This window comes from Lautropia mirabilis (assembly GCF_900637555.1).
GTDB lineage: Bacteria > Pseudomonadota > Gammaproteobacteria > Burkholderiales > Burkholderiaceae_E > Lautropia > Lautropia mirabilis.
On the sequence record NZ_LR134378.1, the window covers coordinates 1,489,064 to 1,508,052 of the forward strand.

General features: G+C 60.2%; 12 protein-coding genes. 6 read left to right on the forward strand and 6 right to left on the reverse strand.

All coding sequences use genetic code 11. From position 1 onward, the window contains the following. The first annotated feature begins 7 nt into the window (after nucleotides 1-7). A complete protein-coding gene (locus EL249_RS05950; protein ID WP_083799504.1) occupies nucleotides 8-1,897 on the forward strand; it encodes a DUF2142 domain-containing protein in 1,890 nt (629 codons plus the stop codon). 51 nt (nucleotides 1,898-1,948) lie between these two features. On the opposite strand, the gene EL249_RS05955 is transcribed toward EL249_RS05950, so the two are convergent. From EL249_RS05955 to EL249_RS05965, 3 genes are all read right to left on the reverse strand, one after another. Beyond that, a complete protein-coding gene (locus EL249_RS05955; protein WP_005673713.1) occupies nucleotides 1,949-4,159 on the reverse strand; it encodes a DUF7657 domain-containing protein in 2,211 nt (736 codons plus the stop codon). Between the two features lie 244 nt (nucleotides 4,160-4,403). Further along, nucleotides 4,404-5,174, reverse strand: a complete 771-nt coding sequence (locus EL249_RS05960; protein WP_005673712.1) for a class I SAM-dependent methyltransferase — start codon at nucleotides 5,172-5,174, stop codon at nucleotides 4,404-4,406. Between the two features lie 498 nt (nucleotides 5,175-5,672). After that, nucleotides 5,673-7,775, reverse strand: coding sequence for a DUF6077 domain-containing protein (locus tag EL249_RS05965; protein WP_126348110.1), 2,103 nt, complete (start codon nucleotides 7,773-7,775; stop codon nucleotides 5,673-5,675). Nucleotides 7,776-8,090: 315 nt separating this feature from the next. On the opposite strand from EL249_RS05965, the gene EL249_RS05970 reads away from it, so the two are divergent. After that, a complete protein-coding gene (locus EL249_RS05970; protein WP_005673709.1) occupies nucleotides 8,091-9,023 on the forward strand; it encodes a DUF4351 domain-containing protein in 933 nt (310 codons plus the stop codon). 44 nt (nucleotides 9,024-9,067) lie between these two features. Here the strand turns inward: EL249_RS05970 and EL249_RS05975 are convergent, their stop codons facing one another. The 3 genes from EL249_RS05975 to EL249_RS05985 all read right to left on the reverse strand — a co-directional run bounded on the left by EL249_RS05975 (nucleotide 9,068) and on the right by EL249_RS05985 (nucleotide 12,374). After that, the gene (locus tag EL249_RS05975) at nucleotides 9,068-9,823 is read right to left on the reverse strand and encodes a glycosyltransferase (protein ID WP_005673708.1); all 756 of its coding nucleotides are present in this window, start codon (nucleotides 9,821-9,823) and stop codon (nucleotides 9,068-9,070) included. Between the two features lie 177 nt (nucleotides 9,824-10,000). After that, the gene (locus EL249_RS05980) at nucleotides 10,001-10,927 is read right to left on the reverse strand and encodes a glycosyltransferase family 2 protein (protein ID WP_197721610.1); all 927 of its coding nucleotides are present in this window, start codon (nucleotides 10,925-10,927) and stop codon (nucleotides 10,001-10,003) included. After that, the gene (locus EL249_RS05985) at nucleotides 10,920-12,374 is read right to left on the reverse strand and encodes a mannose-1-phosphate guanylyltransferase/mannose-6-phosphate isomerase (RefSeq protein WP_005673706.1); all 1,455 of its coding nucleotides are present in this window, start codon (nucleotides 12,372-12,374) and stop codon (nucleotides 10,920-10,922) included. The genes EL249_RS05980 and EL249_RS05985 overlap by 8 nt, the downstream gene beginning before the upstream one ends. 492 nt (nucleotides 12,375-12,866) lie before the next feature. Here EL249_RS05985 and xsc point away from each other — a divergent pair, with 492 nt between their 5' ends. The 4 genes from xsc to EL249_RS06005 all read left to right on the forward strand — a co-directional run bounded on the left by xsc (nucleotide 12,867) and on the right by EL249_RS06005 (nucleotide 18,896). Next, the gene (gene xsc, locus EL249_RS05990) at nucleotides 12,867-14,675 is read left to right on the forward strand and encodes a sulfoacetaldehyde acetyltransferase (protein WP_005673704.1); all 1,809 of its coding nucleotides are present in this window, start codon (nucleotides 12,867-12,869) and stop codon (nucleotides 14,673-14,675) included. A 296-nt stretch (nucleotides 14,676-14,971) separates the two neighbouring features. Then, the gene (gene pta, locus EL249_RS05995) at nucleotides 14,972-16,003 is read left to right on the forward strand and encodes a phosphate acetyltransferase (RefSeq protein WP_126348111.1); all 1,032 of its coding nucleotides are present in this window, start codon (nucleotides 14,972-14,974) and stop codon (nucleotides 16,001-16,003) included. Between the two features lie 158 nt (nucleotides 16,004-16,161). Then, a complete protein-coding gene (locus EL249_RS06000) occupies nucleotides 16,162-17,229 on the forward strand; it encodes a YeiH family protein (protein ID WP_232002047.1) in 1,068 nt (355 codons plus the stop codon). Nucleotides 17,230-17,435: 206 nt separating this feature from the next. Beyond that, nucleotides 17,436-18,896 (forward strand): NAD(P)/FAD-dependent oxidoreductase, encoded by a 1,461-nt coding sequence (locus EL249_RS06005; protein WP_005673701.1) that lies wholly within the window; start codon nucleotides 17,436-17,438, stop codon nucleotides 18,894-18,896. The last annotated feature ends 93 nt before the right edge of the window (nucleotides 18,897-18,989 follow it).

Genomic DNA, 18,989 nt, shown 5'->3' on the forward strand with positions numbered 1-18,989 from the left:
TCGGGCCATGCCAGACAACACTTCTCCTGTTTCACAACAGGGCCTGCCTCTGGGTATGGCCTTTCGTTGGGTTTTGATCGTTACCCTTCTGCTGGGAGGGGTCTTGTCTGTCATTATCCCTCCGCGAAAGTCACCTGACGAGGAAGGACATATTATTCGTGCCTATCTCCTATCACAGGGACATTTCTTTCTGAAGACGAAGTCTTGCCAAGGCGAGAGTGCGCAGTGCCACAATGGAAGTACCATGTCCGGCGGCATGGTGGATAAGGGGCTAATTGAATATCTTGAACAGTACGACCCCTACCGGCGGAATAAGGAAAATCTATTGGATCAGAAGGCAACGGAGAGCATTCGTTGGCGTGGAGAAGAAGAGTTTTCCTATACCCCTGGAACAGGCTATTACTTCCCTTTGGTCTATCTGCCTCAGGCCTCAGCGCTGGCCATTGGAAAGGCATGGGGCCTGACGGTTGAGCGAAGCTACTATCTGGCGCGCGCTTTTGCGATGCTCGCGGGGGCGGCGACCATCGCTCTGGCCTTTTACATTTTCTGGCCGCAACCTGTCGTTATTGCACTCATGCTTTTGCCAATGAGTATCTTTCAGATGGCATCGGCTAGTATAGATTTTCTTTGCAACGCGCTTGCTATCCTGGCGATTTCCTGTTTTCTGCGTTTGCTCGCATTGCGCAGGGGCTCAGCTGAAGGTCTGTTCTGGCTGATGGCTGTCGTGGTATTTTTGCTGGGTACTGCGCGGGCGCATCTGGCTCCTATGGTGCTTTTGATGGCTGTCGCAGCCTTACCTACCCGACGAGTATGGCCATGGGTGGCTGTGGCGACAGCAACGCTGGCTATCATGATCTGGATGGCGTTGGCTATACCGAACACGGTCGATTTCAGGATTCCTAGGGAGGTATCTACCGCTCAGGTGGTCTTCTACTATCTGAGCGCTCCCACGAAGCTCGTGAGTGTTCTTGTACAAACATTGACAGACCGGGTAATGCTGAATAGCTATGTTGGGTCATTCCTTGGGGTATTTTTCGATCAACCGCTGTCGCGTGGAGCCTATGCCTATGTTGGGGGTCTGCTAGGATTGGTCATCCTGCCTTGCCTTGTCACGCCGAAACAGTTTGTACAGACACTCATGCCGCGTAGCGCACTGATGTTGACAGGCATGACAGGCATCTTTCTGGCGTTCCTGGCCATGCTGTTCACATGGACGCCGCATCCAGCCACGGTCATTCAGGGGGTTCAGGGGCGCTATCTGCTGGTGCCTGTCATGCTGTTGCTACTGGCTGTGTGTAGTTGGAAGCCCGCTATGACGGCGTGGTTGAGGTCATTGCGAATAGTGATGCTGGTTGCGTTGGGACTGGTGTCCTTGCTCATCAGCGTGTGCAAGCTCATTCAGGCATTCTATATCCCCGTGTTTTCAGTCGGACCTGTTACAGCCAAGGCTATGGCCAGAGAAGGCGTCGTGGAGCCCGGGCCGCTGCTTGTGCCGGGGCACCCGATGGTGTTTCGCCTAGTATCGGATGTATCTGATAACGCTATACCAATGACCGAGGCTCTGGGGTTCATGGTGGGAACATACGGACAGACCTTGAAAGGCACGGCATCCTTGATGTTGACAGACGTTGGCGGTCAGCGGCATCAGGTCGATGTTGATCTGGATGATGTGGTGGACAACAGCTACGTGTTCGTTCGTATTCCCTCTGGACGTTATGTTGACATGGAGTTGAAGCTGACTAATGGAGCGACCGCATTCAGTGTCTGGAGGTTCCATCCAGCGGTGGGAGACAATGAACGTCCGGAAAACGGCTATGTAAGGAACGCTTGTGTCGTGCTGATCCATCAGCAGGACCGGACGATGCAGGTAACGCCAGGCTGTCCGGCTCCAAGGTGATCTGAGACGACTCAATCGGCTGCTGCTGAGGAGGGAAGTGGCGAGAGGCGCTCATGAGAGACCAAGGGTGGTACATCCGTGATCAGCGTTCATGAACAGGACGGTGCTGAATATGCCTTCACCATCCTGTACTTCAATACAGACTTTGTCGTCAGGCGATAGGGGCTCTCGGAAACGGAGACGGAGTCGAATTCCGGAATTGGCGAGCTCCTGTGATATGGCCTGAGCGACATCAGCCCTGCTGTGGCTGCTGATTTCTGCTTTCTGAATGGGGTTACTGCTCCATATGCGGACCGCAGTGCTGGGGTCTGAGCGTGCATGAATCCAACCGGTCAGATCCAGAGTGTTTTTGTCGTCAGCAGAGCGTGAAATGCTGTCGATGTGTCCATGTCGGTTGATCTGCTCCAGCGTGCTCGGAGGGGAATTGAGAATCTCAATCGCGGGAGAGGGGGGCTCGATACCTGAAAGCAAGCTATTCCCAGAGAAACTGCTTATAGGAAGCTGTACGTGGTCAGGGGCGATGAGTGTCGGCTTGGTGACGTTTCCAATGGATATGTGGGCATATCGATTGAATGTCTGTGTGAAGCTGCTTTCATCCATGTTGCCGTAGATCTTGCGGAAATAGTCAAGTTGAGGGGCATAGAGAACATGGTTGATTGTCTGAAATCCCATTCCCTCCAGGATCGCACCGAAATGGCCTGGTACCGCGATATCCCCCTTGTTCGTGACGATGGCTCCAAGATTTGCCATGTGCTGTCTTGTGGTGGCACGGTCATGGTCGAATATCGGGTATGCAGATTGCACCGGATTGAAAGGGCCGTACGTCAGAGCGTTGCTCGCAAACGCGACAAAGAAGACAGCAATTAGGGGCGTTGATAGACTAGATACCCTTGAAAGCAGAATGCCAGCCAGCAAGGCCACGCACGCGTACGGAATGGCATCCATGAATCCATAGAGTTCGGTCGCCGCTACCTCTGATAGAGCCAGCTTTAGGGCCGTTCCCGTAAAGAGGATGGCGGCAAGAAGGAGAAGACGCAAACCGCTTATCCGTATTCCAGCCCGTGCCAGGGCTACGGCACAGATGATGTTGAGCATGAGCCCGAAGGCGAGGACGGCACGCCCTGTCGGTACCATAGAGAGGCCGGTCAGCTTTGCTACCACGGGAGGGATGTAAAGAATCAGCCAGCATGAAATGAAGAAGAAGAATGCAGAAAAAGCCAGAGCCTTGAGTCGTTTTTCCCAGATGATTTTCTGAAGACGCGAATAGTCGATCAGTGCTAGCGTGAGCGCAGGGAGAAAGGTTGAGAGGACGGTAATTTCTGCTGCATTGCTGTTCGGGATGCCCGGGAGTGGTTCGTATGAACGCGTCGTGACGCCAGGGAGCAGGTGTGCGATCATTCTTGGCCATCCCACACCGCCGGACGTGCTTACCCTATGGCCGGGGTAAACGGTATTCCTCATGATGGCAATGAGGTCGCCGAAGTAGAGGAAGAAAATGCCGAGTGCGGCCGCTAGGGCAAGGAGACCGTCTACCAGGCGTTTCCTGTTCAGTATGTCTGTTCTGATACTGACTGTCAGTGCCGCCATTGCGAAGCCGATGGAGTACAGAAATGGGGGGTACGCGTTGGCTAGAGCCCACGTGGCTAGGGTATATGCGGTTAGAAGAACTCGCAAAATCCGGTTTTCTATTAGGATCCATGAAAGCACTGCCCATGGTGCAAGAGAAAATGAGCCAAGGTTTGTTGTCCACCATGTCTGGACCATGGGAGAAAAATAGAGGGTTCCGGACAGTAGAAGCGAGATGGAAAAGGGAAGGCGGAATTGTCTGAACAGCATTCCCCAGCCCGCCACAAAGGACAAAGTCATGAATAGATAATATAGAGACAGCGCGTTCGCCGGAGGGAGGGCAAAGAATGCCCAGTGATATGGTTTGAAAATGAGGCCCCAGTCAAGAATGGGAAGGGACTGGAAAGATCTAAGGCTCTCCTGGTAAGGGGAGAGGGGGTTCGTCATCAGGAAGTTATTATTGACGGCAATCTGGTAATAGGGGGTCAATACCATCCATTCATCGGAACGGATGGCTCTGGGAGTTCCAAGAATCAGTCCCTTGACTTCCTGGCCTGCAATCTGAAGTGCCAACGCGTATGACGACGGTGTTAGTGCAAGGAGTACGTGAGTGATACAGTAAAGGGCAGATAGGGCGACTATGCATTTTTTGAGACCGAGTTTGTTTAATTTCTTTGTTCGGAATTTGTCTGGCATTTCAGGTCTCCGTGAAAATATGAATGATTATGTTTCTATGCTTGATCGTCTGGTATGCGGGGCTGGTGAGGCTATGGTCTCGGGTGTTGAAGCAATAAAGACGAAGCTGGGCGATGATAGGTCTTGTCCGTTTCTATTTCTTGTGTCATGGCGGGGGTCTGAAATATAAGAACCTGTGTAATTGGGGGGGGCATGAGGTTAGATACTTTCTAAAGGTCGGCATTCTCTTGTGAGGAAAAGCCGGTCATGTTTGAAGTCTCAGAACCCAAACCTTTATGTCGGCGGGAAGGATCCTGAGTACAGGATTCATGACGAAAAGAATGGATGTAATTGCCCAAGCCTTCCAGGCAGGCATGTTCCTGTCGTATCGAATGCGTGCATACAGCCCGTTTGTACTCAGTGAGGGCAAGGTGCTGATTTTCTCCAGCATCAGTCCGGCCTTCTCTCCAATGGCCTCAATTGAGTTGTCATCGAAGTAATGGATGTGAGGGGACGGAAAGTCTTTCTGCCACATTCGCTCGAAGCTGGAAGGAAGGCCCAACCGATCCAGCAACTTTGAAATTTGGTACAAGGTACCCGTCCTTGCCGGGGCGTTAATAACGACACGCCCACCTGGGGTCAAGTGCCTTGCACAGGCATTGAAAGCAGCGTTGACGTCGGGGATATGCTCCATGACATCGTTGAAACTGATGACATCGAAGCGTTCGTCCTGATCGAGGACATCCGGAAAGAAACCCTTCCTGACCTTGAGGCCTTTTGAGGCCGCAACGTCGGCAATGCGGGCGTCGGGCTCTATGCCTTGGCTTGAGAATGCCTTCTCCGTGGCCTGGATGAACCATCCATGAGCACATCCGACATCCAGCAGGCGAGGCTTCCGCTCTCCCGGAAGTACCGAGACGGAGGCGGCGATTTTCTTGCTCAGAAGACGAAAGTTGGCTTGTCTGAGGTCACTAAGCCCTTCTTGGCGCAGAGCTTCATTCAGTACCTCGTGGTCCCCGACGACATCAATGTCCACTTGGAGGGAGCTGCCCTCATACGAGCAGGAGGGACAGACCAAGTGCCAATCGTGCTGTCCTGCACGCAGATTCTGTCCGCATGCCGGACATTGTTTTGTGATTGAACCCATGGCGCAATGATCTTGGGTGAATGAATCTGCTCATGCCATGCGACGATTCCTTGGAGTGTGATGCTCAGCCTCGCCCTCGAGAGGCATGGCTTGGCGGGCGATCAGTGAGGCGCACACAGACATGGCAGAACTGGTTCATCCAAATTAGATGAACCTCAAAACGAAACATATGGTATCAGATGTCTAATTAATGAAACAGTGTTGTTTCGAGTTGACACCCGCTGATCGAGTTGTCACGGACAGGTGGAGGTACTCCGGGCGAGATCCAAAGGATGTATAGCTCAGGCAAGGGATCTATCTGTCGGAATGTCTGAGGTCGAGGAGGAGGCGAGACACCTTTTCCCGTGCTGCCCTGAGCATGGAGGGGAGTCGGCCGGGATCAGTACGTTATGGTTGCTTTGTCCAAAGATGATGACCACTCAGGGAGCTCGCTTGGCGAAACCCGGAAGCGCTCAGGAGTCCTGTTATTTGGGGCGTTTCTTGAGATGCGATGGTGACTACCATTCCGACCTGCAGAGAATTCAAGGCGTTGCGTACGGCGTTATCGGGAGCTGGAAGACGTCCGTTGGCGAAGTCATACAGGACGCGGCGGGCAAGGTGCTGGTCTGTATTGACATACGGCTTCATGAAGTCGATGTAGGCATCCCGTGTGGCGATAAGGGGCGGATGGTGCTCGAACCTGGAGATGACCCCAGCGATGCGTTCAGGGGCCAGGAGGCGCTGTCCAGGCAGGCATAGTGCCATTGCCTCTTGTGCTACCTGAAGGTCCTCCATGCGAATCTTCCAGGTGGCAAAGCCTTGGTATGGTTCGATGTTAGATGGACGAAGTGTGTGGTGAGGCAGTGCCTGTACTACCAGGGCCATCAGAATCAACATGGCGACGGCAGCGCGAGGGTGATGACGCTTCCAGAGAACAGGTGCGGTCAGAAGCATGCTGCCCCCAACTCCCATGTATATCAGAACAGGGAGCGTCCATACGACCCGCCAGTAGACAGCAGGGGTCGTTACGTGTCGTGAGATAAAACCGGCAAGCCATGGGTTTAGATAGACGACCATTAAAATTAGGGTAGGGACTGTCAGACGCCACCGTACCGCGGGTGTCGTCGACAGAACTGGGCCTGCCAGCAGAAGGAGGGCGACAAGATACTGTTGATGGTGTCCGAAAACGCTTTTCCAGACGGAGTTGGGTGGCTCATTGGCGATTTCGAGAAGAGGAGACCCTGCGGACTGGACAAGGACATCGAGAAGATAGGGTAGGGGAATGAGAAGCAGGGAGGCTACCAAAGGAAATCGGATGCGATGATATTTTTGGGGCATGGCAATGTTGGCCATCAATGCACTGAAACCGGCAAGGGGACCCATCAACATGCCAATATTGCTCATTCCAATAGCTGAAATCTGACAGCAGGCCAGCAGGAGAAAGTCTGCGCGAGTTGCGCTGGCCGAAAAGACACGGTTGGTGAGGTAATAGATACAGGGGACGAGTACGGATACGAATACTGCTTTGCCTTGGAAGATCCTTACGAAGGAGAAGTTGGCCGAACTCCGGTGCATCTCGCCCAGAAGTAGAACCAGGGCAAGTGTGCATATAGTGGGAAGCAACCACTGTTGTGGCTGCAGCTGCCGCACCAAGAGGTAGGTCGCAAGTACGGCAAGGCCTGACCAAAGAGGGACGAGATATATATAGTAGGCATCAAGAGCTGCTGAGGAAGAAAGCAGACCCAGGGCTCCGGACAGCAGCTCGAATGACGAGAAGCGGAAGCTGTGAAAGATGAGAGGGAACCCCGTTTCCCCGAGCATGGGATCCCCTGATTGCAGCGGTGCTTCGGGGTGAGCTGCCATATGTGCTGCTACGGCTGCATAGTAGGCATCATCAAGGTCGCTGCGTGTGATGGATAGCGCCAGGATTATGAATACCAGTATGAACAGACATAGCGCAGGTGCGATGAACTGCCCGGTGGCTACTTCCATGGATGGGATCGTGCCTGTCGGACGGCCTAGAGGCATACCCTTGTCTACCAGACAGAGCAGAAGAAGCAGAATGGCATAGGCCCAGAACGCATACCATGATGCATGGAGAACCAGTGGTGATACAGCGAGCATGAGATGTAGGGCCAGCCCGTCACGCCAGCGGATAAGAGCGTGTGTTGTATCAAGCATCCTGCCGAAGAAGCCATGGTGAGGCCGTGCTCCCAGTTTGTCGGGATGAGGTGCATCCATCCACCAGATCTCAGCGGAAGAGGAGTGATCCTGCTGCAGAATCAATCTTTCTGAGACAGTGTCTTGTGGGGGGGTGCGTGCGTTTTGGCCCGGGAAAGGGATTCTTGTGCCTTTTCTGTATGCAAGGAGAAGAAGGGTTGTTACACAAGGGAACAGGGCTATCAGTGCATATGCACCGAGTCCTAGAAGAACACAGAGATGGGCTGATAGCGTCCATCCCGAGAACGCAAGCAGAAAAGGAGCAATGATCAGGTGCGCACTCAACTTCATGGTGGCGTGTCTCTTCTGTACCGGAGGGAACGGATGAGCCCTCATTCCGAGTACGAGGGGCAATGAACTTTATCAATAGATGGGTTTGTGTATCAAATTTGACTTTCATGTCAGTTTTGTGTTTTATGAAGCAGATTGTTGCATTGCGACGAAGAATGGGGTTCGCACCGCTTCGAGCCGCAGGTGGTCGCCTTGCTTTCATGTGGGATGATTTACGGCCGGCCATCTAGCCCTTCTCCCTCATCCATCTGACCGATTGAAGTGCCTCTTGGTCCAGAGGATCATTCCGCCATCTCGTCCGCCACGGATGACGGCATGAGCACCAGTCACGATCAGAACTTCAAGAACCTCATCCTTGACTACCCGCGCGAAGCACTGGCCTTCTTTGCCGCTGAGGTGGCAGCGCACCTTGGGCCCGATGTCCTGATCACACCGATACGGCAGGAACTGCCGAAGGATCGACTCAGCGACCGCTTCTTCGAGCTGGATGTGCCACTGAAGGTAACGTGGCCCGATGGCAGGCGTGAGGCCATCATCTTCCTGTTGGAAGAGGAGAGCGATGCACATCGCTTCTCCATCTACCGGATGGCCGTCTACTGTGCCCAGGTCGCCGAAACTTGCGAGACGGACCGGGTAGTGCCGGTCGTGATCTTTCTGCGCGGCCAGGCTTGCAGCCGCACGCGACTGAGACTAGGCAGCGAGGGGCGCATCTTCATGCACTTCACCCCGCTGGTGTGTGAGCTGGGGCGACTCCACGCACGTGACTATTTCGACAGTGACAACATCGTCACCCGCATCACCTTGCCGTGCATGCGCCACAAGTCACTTCTGGAGCGGGTCGACGCCTGTGGCAAGGCCACGCAGGGGCTTCTTTCGATGGAGGCTGATGTCGAGAAAGTGGCCAAGTACGGATACTTCATCAAGCACTATGCCAAGCTTGATGAAACGGGGCAGCGCCTGTACGCTGAACGCTATGCAACGGAGGAACGCAGGATGGTGGATGTGGTTGAGCAGCTTAGGGCCGAAGGTAAGGCCCAAGGAATCCAACAAGGTGTCCAGCAGGGGGTCGAGCTGGGCGTGCTGCAGGGTAAGCAGCAGCTGCTGATCCGCCAGCTGGAAACGCGCTTTGGCCCACTGGACGAGGTGACGCGCGAGCGTCTAAAGGTGGCTTCCGGGCAGGAGCTGGACACTTGGGCCGAACGGGTGCTGGATGCGCCCAGCCTAGTCGAAGTGCTGCGGGTGCATTAAGTCTCTCTGCTGAAACGACGTTTCTTTGGACAGATGACAGACCGTCATGCCTTGGCAGCTTTGCGCCCCTCCCGCCAAAGCCGCCACCCATACCGCCAGAAGCAGGTGCGGGTCCAGTAGCGCAGCATGCCGCCGATGTGCCAGCGGGTGAAGCGCAGAGATCGATGGCTCTGCTTGCGGGCATCGTGCACTACCCGGGTGTCGGCCACCTGGGCGAGGCTCCAGCCGGCCAGGCAGAGGCGGCTGCAGATGTCCACGTCCTCGATGTACAGGAAGTAGCCTTCGTCGAAGCCGCGGATCTCGTTGTAGGCGCGGCTGTTGAACAGCAGGAACATGCCGGCCAGCCAGTCGGGGTGGTCGCCGTGGTTGACGGGGTGCAGTTTCTGGCGGATCAGCTCGCGCGGGGTGTACAGCTTGCGGGCGGTGTTGGCCAGCTCGCCTTCGGGGCTGTAGATCCGGGGGGCTACCAGACCCCGCTTCGGTGTGCCGGTCAGGTCCTTCAGCAGGGCCGGGAAGGGGTCGGCGTCGAACCGCAGGTCCGGGTTCATCACGCAGAAGTAGGGCGTGCGACAGTGCGAGAAGGCGGTGTTGTGGTTGCTGCCGAAGCCCTTGGGGGTCTCGTTGCGGATCACCACCAGGCGGATGTGGCCCATGTTCAGGGCGGGCAGATCGCGTTCGGGGATGTTGGCGGTGTAGATGATTTCCGCCACGTCCGGGGGGCTCAGGCGCAGGATGTCTTCCAGCATGCGCAGGGCGATGTCGCGCTGGCCGTGGCTGACGATGGAGAGGGTGATCTTCATGGGAACCTGTGTGACTGGGCAACCGTTATTGTGACGGAAGGGCGCAGATGACGATAGGAAACCCCGGAGATGCCGGGAACACGCCTGATTTTTCAGGAGTTTCTCGGGGCCGGACGGGGCATGGGCGAGGCAGGTGGAACTGTGTGCCGGCTGTCTTCGGGGGGTGACACAGGGACTTCAGCGCGGTTGGTAGGCACCGCCGCGGCCCAGCAGTCCGTCCCACAGGCCCCGGTTCATCATGCGGATGCGCGGCAGGCGTGGCGTGGCCACCAGGGCGTAGAAGCCGTACTTCATGACGGTCTGGTAGGCATCCACCACCTTCCAGCGCCAGCCAATGTGCGGCATGCGCTGCAGCAGCAGGGCGTTGCGGAACAGGTAGTAGTGGCGCAGGGGGGAGTGGTCGGGCAGGTGCTTGCCCATGAAGCGGATGGGGGTATCGCCCAGTTCATGCTGCATGCGGGCGTCGCACACGCCCAGCATGCGGTAGCCGGCGTGGGCGGCTCGCAGGCACCACTCGATGTCCACGTAGTCGATGAAGAGCCGCTCGTCCATGTCGCCCACGGCGTCCAGCACGGCCATGGGGATCAGGCTGCCGGAGGCGATCAGGTGCTCCACCTCGATGAGCTGGCCGGCGTGCTGGCATTCGCAGCGCACGCGCTTGAATCCTTCCAGCTGCACGAAGGGGGAGGGGTTGGTGGTCTGGCGCGCATCGGCGTAGCGCGGGCCGGCGGCGGCTACCGGGGGGCTGCCGGCAGGCTGGTCTTCGATGGCGGCGCGCAGGGTGGCCACCATGTCGGCCTCGGGAATGCTGTCGTGGTCCAGCAGCAGCACGTAGCGGCTACCGTGCTGGCGTGCCATGGCGATGCCGGCGTTCTGTGCGGCGCCGATGCCCCGGTTCTCGCCCTGGGCCAGCAGGGTCAGCGCACTGGAAGGGCCTTCCACCAGGGCCTGAAGGGCGGCCAGGGTCTCGGCGGATGATCCGTTGTCGACCAGCACAACATGTTCGACCTGTGGCTGCACGGCTTGGCAGAGCCGGGCGAGCTGCTCGGGGTCGGGGTTGTAGGTGACAACGACGGCGGTGATGCCCTGGGCGGCTTCAGGCACGGCCATAGTTGTCCTGAAAGCGCACGATGTCGTCTTCGCCCAGGTATTCGCCGCTCTGCACCTCGATCATCACCAGCGGCAGCAGGCCGGGGTTCTCCAGCCGGTGGCGGTGGGTGGCCGGGATGTAGGTGGACTCGTTGGTCCCCACGAAGATCTCTTCATCGCCATTGGTGACCTTGGCCATGCCCTTGACGACGATCCAGTGCTCGTTGCGGTGGTGGTGCATCTGCAGGCTCAGGCTGGCGCCGGGTTTCACCTCGATGCGCTTGATCTTGTAGCGCGAACCTTCACCCAGGATGGTGTAGGTGCCCCAGGGGCGCGCCACGGTACGGTGCAGCTGGGCGGCCTCGTGCTTGCGGGCCTTCAGTTCCTTCACCACCTCCTTCACCTTCTGGGCCTGGTCGGCAGCAGCCACCAGCAGGGCATCGGGGGTGTCGATGATGAGCAGGTTCTCCAGGCCGACGGTGGCCACCAGGCGGTCTTCGCTGTTGTGAACGTACACGTCGTGGCTGTCGACGAAGACGGTCTCGCCGGTGCTGCGGTTGCCCTCGTCATCGGGCGCCGAGAGGCTGCGCACCGCATCCCATGAGCCGATGTCGTTCCAGCCGAAGGTGCCGGGCACCACGGCCACACGGTCGGATTTCTCCATGACGGCATAGTCGATGGAGATGTCCGGTGCCTCGCGGAAGTCGTCGCCGACGATCTCCAGCAGGGTGGCGTGGCTGGTGTGCTCCTGCTTCGCGCTGGCCTGGCAAGCGCGAGCGGCGCGCAGCACGTCAGGGGCGTGCTGCTGCAGGGCTTCCAGCATGGTGCGGGCAGCAAAGCAGAACATGCCCGAGTTCCACAGGTAGTTGCCGGCGGCCAGCAGCTGCTCGGCCTTCTCGCGGGCGGGCTTCTCGATGAAGCGGACCACGTGACGGCCATTGCTGGCCTGGTGACCCGCGCCCGGGATGGGTTCGCCGGCCTCGATGTAGCCGTAGCCTGTTTCCGGAGCGGTGGGCTGGATGCCGAAGGTGACCAGATACCCCTGGGCGGCCAGTGCGGCGGCCTGGCCGACGGTGGTGCCGAACAGCGCCTCGTCGCTGATCAGGTGGTCGGCGGGCATCACCAGCATCAGGGCGTCGGGGCCGTGGCGATCGGCCACCTGCAGGGCTGCCAGGGCAATGGCAGGGGCCGTGTTGCGGCCGAAGGGCTCCAGCAGGAAGGTGGGACGCTCGGGCTCATCGGGCAGGGTCAGCTGGTACTCGTCGCGCGACAGGAAGAAGTACTCGCGGTTGGTCACCGTCAGGATCTCGCCCGGATCGGCCACGCGGCGTGCGCGCCGGTAGGTCTTCATCAGCAGGCTTTCGCCGTCGGGCAGCTTCATGAAGGGCTTGGGGTGACCTTCACGCGAGACGGGCCAGAGTCGGGTTCCGGCGCCGCCGGACAGGATGACGGGAATCAGCATGGAAAGGGCCTGTGAGGGATGCGGTTGCTGCCGCCGGCAGGGCCGGGCGACGTGTCGATGGACATGATCATAGCGCCCTTGCCGTTCCGGCGTCAGAAGGGGGCGTCCATCGTTGCCTGTCGGGCAGATGCGTGTGGCGTGGCATCACGCCGGGATGGAGGGCCTACGTTGGGCGAACCGGCCAGTGAATCGTGGATGGGGATCGAGGATGGGCGCGGACAGGTGCGGACAGGCGAGGACGGGTGAGCGAGCGGGCAAGCGAACGCGTGGGGGGCTGAACGAGCGGGTTTTCTGAAAGAGGGGAGCGCTCTTTCCTGTCATGCCTGCCTGCGGGGGGCCAAATGCGGGGGCCAAATGCGATTTGCGCATGGCCTCATGCGCATTATCCACAGGTTTTATTGACACTTTTTCCCATGCCCAGAAAATAATCCGCTTGTCATGGATTTCAAATGGATGCGCCCGCATCGGTTTGCTGAAAGAGGAGAAGGGAACATGGTGAAAGACGAGAGGCAGGTGGTGGAAGGGATTCAGAAAATGACGCCTTCCGAGGCTTTCGTGGAGACCATGGTGGCCCATGGGGTGAAGAACATTTTCGGCATCATGGGGTCGGCCTTCATGGATGCAATGGACATCTTCACGCCGGCGGGCATCCGCTTCATTTCGGTGGTGCATGAGCAGGGTGCGGCCCATATGGCAGACGGCTACTCGCGTGCCAGCGGCCGCCAGGGCGTGGTCATCGGGCAGAACGGCCCGGGCATCAGCAACTGTGTCACGGCCATTGCGGCGGCCTACTGGGCCCACAGTCCGGTGGTCATCGTCACGCCCGAGGCCGGTACGCGCACGATGGGGCTGGGGGGCTTTCAGGAATGCAACCAGTTGCCCATGTTCCAGGAATTCACCAAGTATCAGGCGCACGTCAACAACCCGGCGCGCATGGCCGAATACACCGGGCGCTGCTTCGACCGGGCGCTGTCGGAAATGGGCCCCACGCAGCTCAACATCCCGCGCGACCACTTCTATGGCGAGATCGAGACGGAAATCCCCCGCCCGATGCCGCTGGAGCGTGGCCCGGGCGGCAAGGAAAGTCTGGACCGTGCCGCCGAGCTGCTGGCCCAGGCCAGGTTCCCGGTCATTGTGTCGGGCGGCGGTGTGGTGATGGCCGATGGCGTGGAACAGTGCCGGGCGCTGGCCGAGCGGCTGGGGGCGCCCGTGGTCAACAGCTACCAGCACAACGACAGCTTCCCGGCCAGCCACCCGCTGTGGTGCGGTCCGCTGGGCTACCAGGGCTCCAAGGCTGGCATGAAGCTGATTTCCCAGGCGGACGTGGTGCTGGCACTGGGCACCCGCCTGGGGCCGTTCGGCACGCTGCCCCAGCATGGCATGGATTACTGGCCGAAAGCGGCGCAGATCATCCAGGTGGATGCCGACAACAAGATGCTCGGGCTGGTGAAGAAGATCTCGGTAGGCATCTGCGGCGATGCGAAGGCGGCGGCCGAGGCGCTGCTTGAGCGGTTGCAGGGCCGCACGCTGGTGTCGGATGCAACGAAGGCCGAGCGTGCCGCGAAGATCCAGGCCGAGAAGACCGCCTGGGAGCAGGAGCTGGATGCCTGGACACACGAGACCGATCCGTACAGCCTGGAAATGATCGAGGAGCAGAAGGGCGAGACGCCTTTCAGCGGCGGCCAGTACCTGCATCCGCGCCAGGTGCTGCGTGAGCTGGAAAAGGCGCTGCCGCCGGACGTGATGCTCTCCACTGACATCGGCAACATCAATTCGGTCGCGCACAGCTACCTGCGCTTCGAGCGGCCGCGCAGCTTCTTTGCGCCGATGAGCTTTGGCAACTGCGGCTATGCCTTCCCCACCATCATCGGCGCCAAGGTGGCCCGTCCCGACCGGCCGGCGGTGTCCTATGCCGGGGACGGTGCGTGGGCCATGAGCATGGTCGAGACCATGACCTGCGTGCGCCACGGCATCCCGGTCACGGCGGTGGTGTTCCACAACCGGCAGTGGGGGGCCGAGAAGAAGAACCAGGTGGATTTCTACAACCGCCGCTTCGTGGCCGGTGAGCTGGACAGCCCGAGCTTTGCCGGCATTGCCCGTTCCATGGGGGCCGAGGGCATTGTGGTGGACCGTCTGGAAGACGTGGGCCCCAGCCTGAAGAAAGCCATCGACATGCAGATGAACGAGGGCAAGACCTGCATCATCGAGATCATGTGCACCCGCGAGCTGGGCGATCCGTTCCGGCGCGATGCGCTGTCGAAGCCGGTGCGCTTCCTGGACAAGTACCGGGATTATGTCTAGGGATCCTCTGAACAAGTCCCCGCGGCCGTCGCATCCCCGTAACGGGCGCATGACTGCGTTGCCATTTGCTGTCAATAGCGCCGCTATTGACAGCAAATGTCGCCTTGTCCTGCATCCCGTTCCGTGGCGCGCCGGTTCGCGTGACTTATCCAGAGGATCCCCAGGAACCCCGTAGGGTGAGGGCTTCCGGGTTGGGGTTTTCACCATGGCACGTGGTTGCGCCGATGGCGGGGGTGCTGGGGTACCATGGGATCACATTCAGGATCCTGCCCATTGTCCCTTTTCCGTCGTTTGCCATGAGCACTCTCACCTACATCCCCGATCCCGCCCTCCCGGACCTGCTGCAGGGAGTCCAGCAGCGTGCCAGCGCGCTGAACCGGAACGTCGTGCTGTGTGAAGCCGACGATCCCCGCGTGCTGCGGGCCGGCGTGCAGGCACAGCAGCGCGGCGTGGCCCGCATCACGCTGGTGGGCAACCGCAAGGCCATCGAACAATGTGCGGCCGCCGAAGGGCTGTCGCTGGACGGCCTCACCATCCGCGATCCCGCCAACGATCCCGAGACGGCGGCCCTGGCCGAGCGTCTCTTCCAGCATCGTCAGCACAAGGGCATGACGCCCGAGAAGGCGGCTGCCGAGATCCGCAAGCCCCTGGTGTTTGCCAACATGCTGGTGGCAGAGGGCAAGGTGGACGGCTCGGTGGCCGGCGCCGTGCACACCACGGCCGACGTGGTTCGTGCCGCCATCCAGCTCATCGGCACGGCACCGGGTACCAGCCTGGTGTCCAGCTTCTTCCTGGTGGCGCTGGACAAGCCTCATCATCCCATGCAGGGTGGCCTCATCTACACCGACTGCGGCCTGGTCATCAATCCCACGTCCGAGGAGCTGGTGGACATTGCCCGCGCCGGTAGTCGCAGCGCCCAGCAGCTGCTGGGTGAAGAGCCGCGTGTAGCCATGCTGTCCTTCTCCACCGCCGGCAGCGGTGGCAAGCACCCCGACGTCGAGAAGGTCCAGCGCGCCGTGGCGCTGCTGGCTGCGGCCGAGCCGGATCTGAAGCTGGACGGCGAGGTGCAGTTCGATGCCGCCATGGTGCCGTCGATCGCCACACGCAAGCTCCCGGACTCGAAGCTGAAGGGCCGTGCCAACGTGCTGGTGTTCCCCAACCTGGATGCCGGCAACATCGGCTACAAGATCACCGAGCGTATCGGTGGCGCCATGGTGGTGGGGCCGCTGCTGCAGGGCCTGCGCCGTCCGGCCAACGACCTGTCGCGGGGCGCTGATACGCCCGACATCGTCAACGCCATTGCGGTGACGGCGCTGCAGAGCGCCTGATCGGCCGTCTGTTGTCCGTTTCCGCCCGGGGCTGGCCCGGGTGGACGCATCCCCTGGTTCCCCCGGCTGCGGCTCTGGCGGGAATCAGGGGTTTTTTCTGTCCGGGCCTTTCTCTGTCGGGCGGGGGCTCAGGCGGGCAGGGTATGATGCCGGGGTCCTTGATCCCGCTCCCTCATCCGCTCATTGCCATGCCTTCCCGCCCCGACCCTGCCACGCCTTTCTCCGTCGTGGGCAGGTACCTGCCCGGCATCATGCTGGCCACGGTCATTGCCGTGGCCGCCAGCTTTGTGTCCGAGCACTACGGCGGCCCGAAGTTCCTCTACGCGCTGCTGATCGGCATCGCCTTCCATTTCCTGTCTGAAGACGCGCGTTGCGTGCCGGGCATCGAGTTCTCGGCCAAGAAGCTGGTGCGCATCGGGGTGGCGCTGCTGGGCGCCCGCATCGTCATGGCCGATGTCTCGGCGCTGGGGCTCTGGGGCATTCTGGGACTGGCGGGGGCCGTGGTTCTGACCATGACCTTCGGGGTGCTGATGGCGCGTGCGCTGCGCCTGCCGCCCATGCTGGGGCTGCTGTCGGGCGGGGGGACGGGCATCTGTGGCATCTCGGCCACCATGGCCATTTCCGCCACCATGCCGCAGACGGCCGAGAACGAGCGCAACACGCTGATGACGGCCATCGGCATCGCCAGCCTGTCCACGGTGGTGATGGTGCTGTATCCGCTCTGGGTGCGCTGGCTGGACATGTCGGTGGCCGAGGCAGGCCTCTTCCTGGGCGGTGCCATTCATGACGTGACGCAGGTGGTGGGGGCGGGCAACATCCTGTCGCCCGAGATCGCCAAGGCCGCCACGCTGGCCAAGATGTTCCGGGTGGCCATGCTGGTGCCGGTGGTGTTGACGCTGGCCTTCGTCTTTCGCAAGGCCGTGGCGCAGTCGGCCTCCCTGGATGGCAGCAAGCCGGCAAAGCGGCCACCGCTGCTGCCCTTCTTCCTGCTGATGTTCGTGCTGCTGATGGTGCTCAACAGCCTGGGCTGGATCCCGGCGGCTGTTCATGACCTGGCCGGTGATGCTTCTTCGTGGGCGCTCGTCATCTCCATCTCGGCACTGGGGCTGAAGACCTCGTTCGGGAAGATCGCCGCGCTGGGCTGGCGGCCCATTGTGCTGCTGGTGAGCGAGGCGCTGTTCGTTGCCGCATTCATGACGGGCGTGGTATTGCTGATGCGGATGTGAGCGCTCTCCGCTTTTTCATGATTTGGTTATTTCAATAGTATTTTTCCGATAAATAAGATCGGTGCCATGTCATTTATATTGTGGCCATGGCACCGATCGGCAGATATTCCGATGGTCCGCACGTGCGATGGCGCGTGTCGATCCCCGGTATATGCAGCCACGTGATTGCAGCCGATCTGCGCCCCGATGTCTTTTTGTGGGTTTGCATGATGGATATTGCAGTCGACCAGGGATTCCTTCGCCAACGCTTGCCGTCGAAGGACGTTTCAACCACCCGTGCGCTGGATCGCTACGATCCGACCTATGATCCTCTGCTGGCGTCCACGCCCGGATGCGGGCAGGACTACTCACCGACCTACTGGATTGCCACGGCCGGTGAGCCGCCCGCGGACGATGGCCCCATCGACAGCGACCGCGAGGTGGATGTGGCCATCATCGGCTCCGGCTTCACCGGGCTGTCGGCCGCCATCGCACTGGCGCGTGATCACGGCGTCCGGGCCACCGTGCTGGAAGCCAACCGCGTGAGCTGGGGATGCAGCGTGCGCAATGGGGGTCAGGCCCAGTGTGCCTCCGGTCGCCTGACCCGCTCGCAATGGATCGCACGCTGGGGGCTGGACACGGCGCTGGCGCTGCATGCCGAATGTCTGGATGGCATGGAGTACTTCAAGCGGCTGATTGCCGACATCGATTGCGATGTGCAGCCTGGCGGCCACCTGTACGTGGCGCACCGTGCGGCCCGGATGCCGATGCTGGAGAGGGAGGCGAAGGTGCTGCGCGAGGTCTTCGATTACGATGCGCAGATCCTTGATGCCGACACGCTGCGTCGCCACTACATCGACGACCACGAGGCGGCTGGCGCCATGCACGAGCCCGAGGGGCTGGGGGTGCATCCGGCCAAGCTGGCCTTCGGCTACCTGAAGAAGGCGAGGGCGCTGGGGGCCACCGTGCATCCGGCCAGTCCGGTGCAGGGCTGGGTCACGAAGGACGGCTGGCACCATCTGCAGACGCCCGGTGGCGTGGTGCGTGCGCGGGCCGTGGCCGTGGCCACGGGCGGCTACACGTCGCAGACACTGCATCCCCGCCTGCGCAACCGCCTCATGCCCATCCTGTCCAACTCGGTGGTCACGCGCCAGCTCACGCCCGAGGAGATCGAGGCCAATGGCCTGCGCACCCATCAGGTTATTACCGACACGCGGGTGCTGCGCCATTACTATCGACTCACACCGGATGGTCGGTTGCAGATCGGCAGTCGCAGCGCCATCAACGGACGCGGTGCGCCCGACAAGCGCTACGAGCGGATGCTGCTGGACGGCATGGTGCGCAAGTTTCCGGGCCTGCGTGACGTGTCCATCGACTATTCCTGGTGGGGCTGGGTGGATGTCAGCCACGACATGATGCCGCGCATCGTGCAGCCCGACCCTCACGTCGCCATCTACTACGCGCTTGGCTATGGTGGCAATGGCGTGATGTACGCTGCCCAGGCCGGTCGCCGCCTGGCGCAGTGGATCGCCGGCGCCGGAGGCTCGCTGCGCTTGCCCATTTTCCAGGGGCAGCTGCCTTTCCCCAACGTGGCTGGCGTCATCACATCGGAATGGTTTGCGCCATTCCGGCGGCTTGGCCAGCGGGCGCTGTACCGCTGGTATCACCTGAAGGACGAAGTCCTGTAACCCGTCCTTCGACGACGCAACGCGTGCCGGCGCACCGCCGGCACATTCCCGAATCCAGACCGGGCAGACTCGCCCGGGAAAGAGCGCCGACCC

Excerpts from the sequence above, each read along its gene's own strand:
- xsc (WP_005673704.1), top strand. The coding sequence starts at position 12,867 with ATGGTGAAAGACGAGAGGCAGGTGGTGGAAGGGATTCAGAAAATGACG.
- EL249_RS05965 (WP_126348110.1), bottom strand. The coding sequence starts at position 7,775 with ATGAAGTTGAGTGCGCACCTGATCATTGCTCCTTTTCTGCTTGCGTTC.
- EL249_RS05950 (WP_083799504.1), top strand. The coding sequence starts at position 8 with ATGCCAGACAACACTTCTCCTGTTTCACAACAGGGCCTGCCTCTGGGT.
- EL249_RS05985 (WP_005673706.1), bottom strand. The coding sequence starts at position 12,374 with ATGCTGATTCCCGTCATCCTGTCCGGCGGCGCCGGAACCCGACTCTGG.
- EL249_RS05970 (WP_005673709.1), top strand. The coding sequence starts at position 8,091 with ATGAGCACCAGTCACGATCAGAACTTCAAGAACCTCATCCTTGACTAC.
- EL249_RS05975 (WP_005673708.1), bottom strand. The coding sequence starts at position 9,823 with ATGAAGATCACCCTCTCCATCGTCAGCCACGGCCAGCGCGACATCGCC.
- EL249_RS05955 (WP_005673713.1), bottom strand. The coding sequence starts at position 4,159 with ATGCCAGACAAATTCCGAACAAAGAAATTAAACAAACTCGGTCTCAAA.
- pta (WP_126348111.1), top strand. The coding sequence starts at position 14,972 with ATGAGCACTCTCACCTACATCCCCGATCCCGCCCTCCCGGACCTGCTG.
- EL249_RS06005 (WP_005673701.1), top strand. The coding sequence starts at position 17,436 with ATGATGGATATTGCAGTCGACCAGGGATTCCTTCGCCAACGCTTGCCG.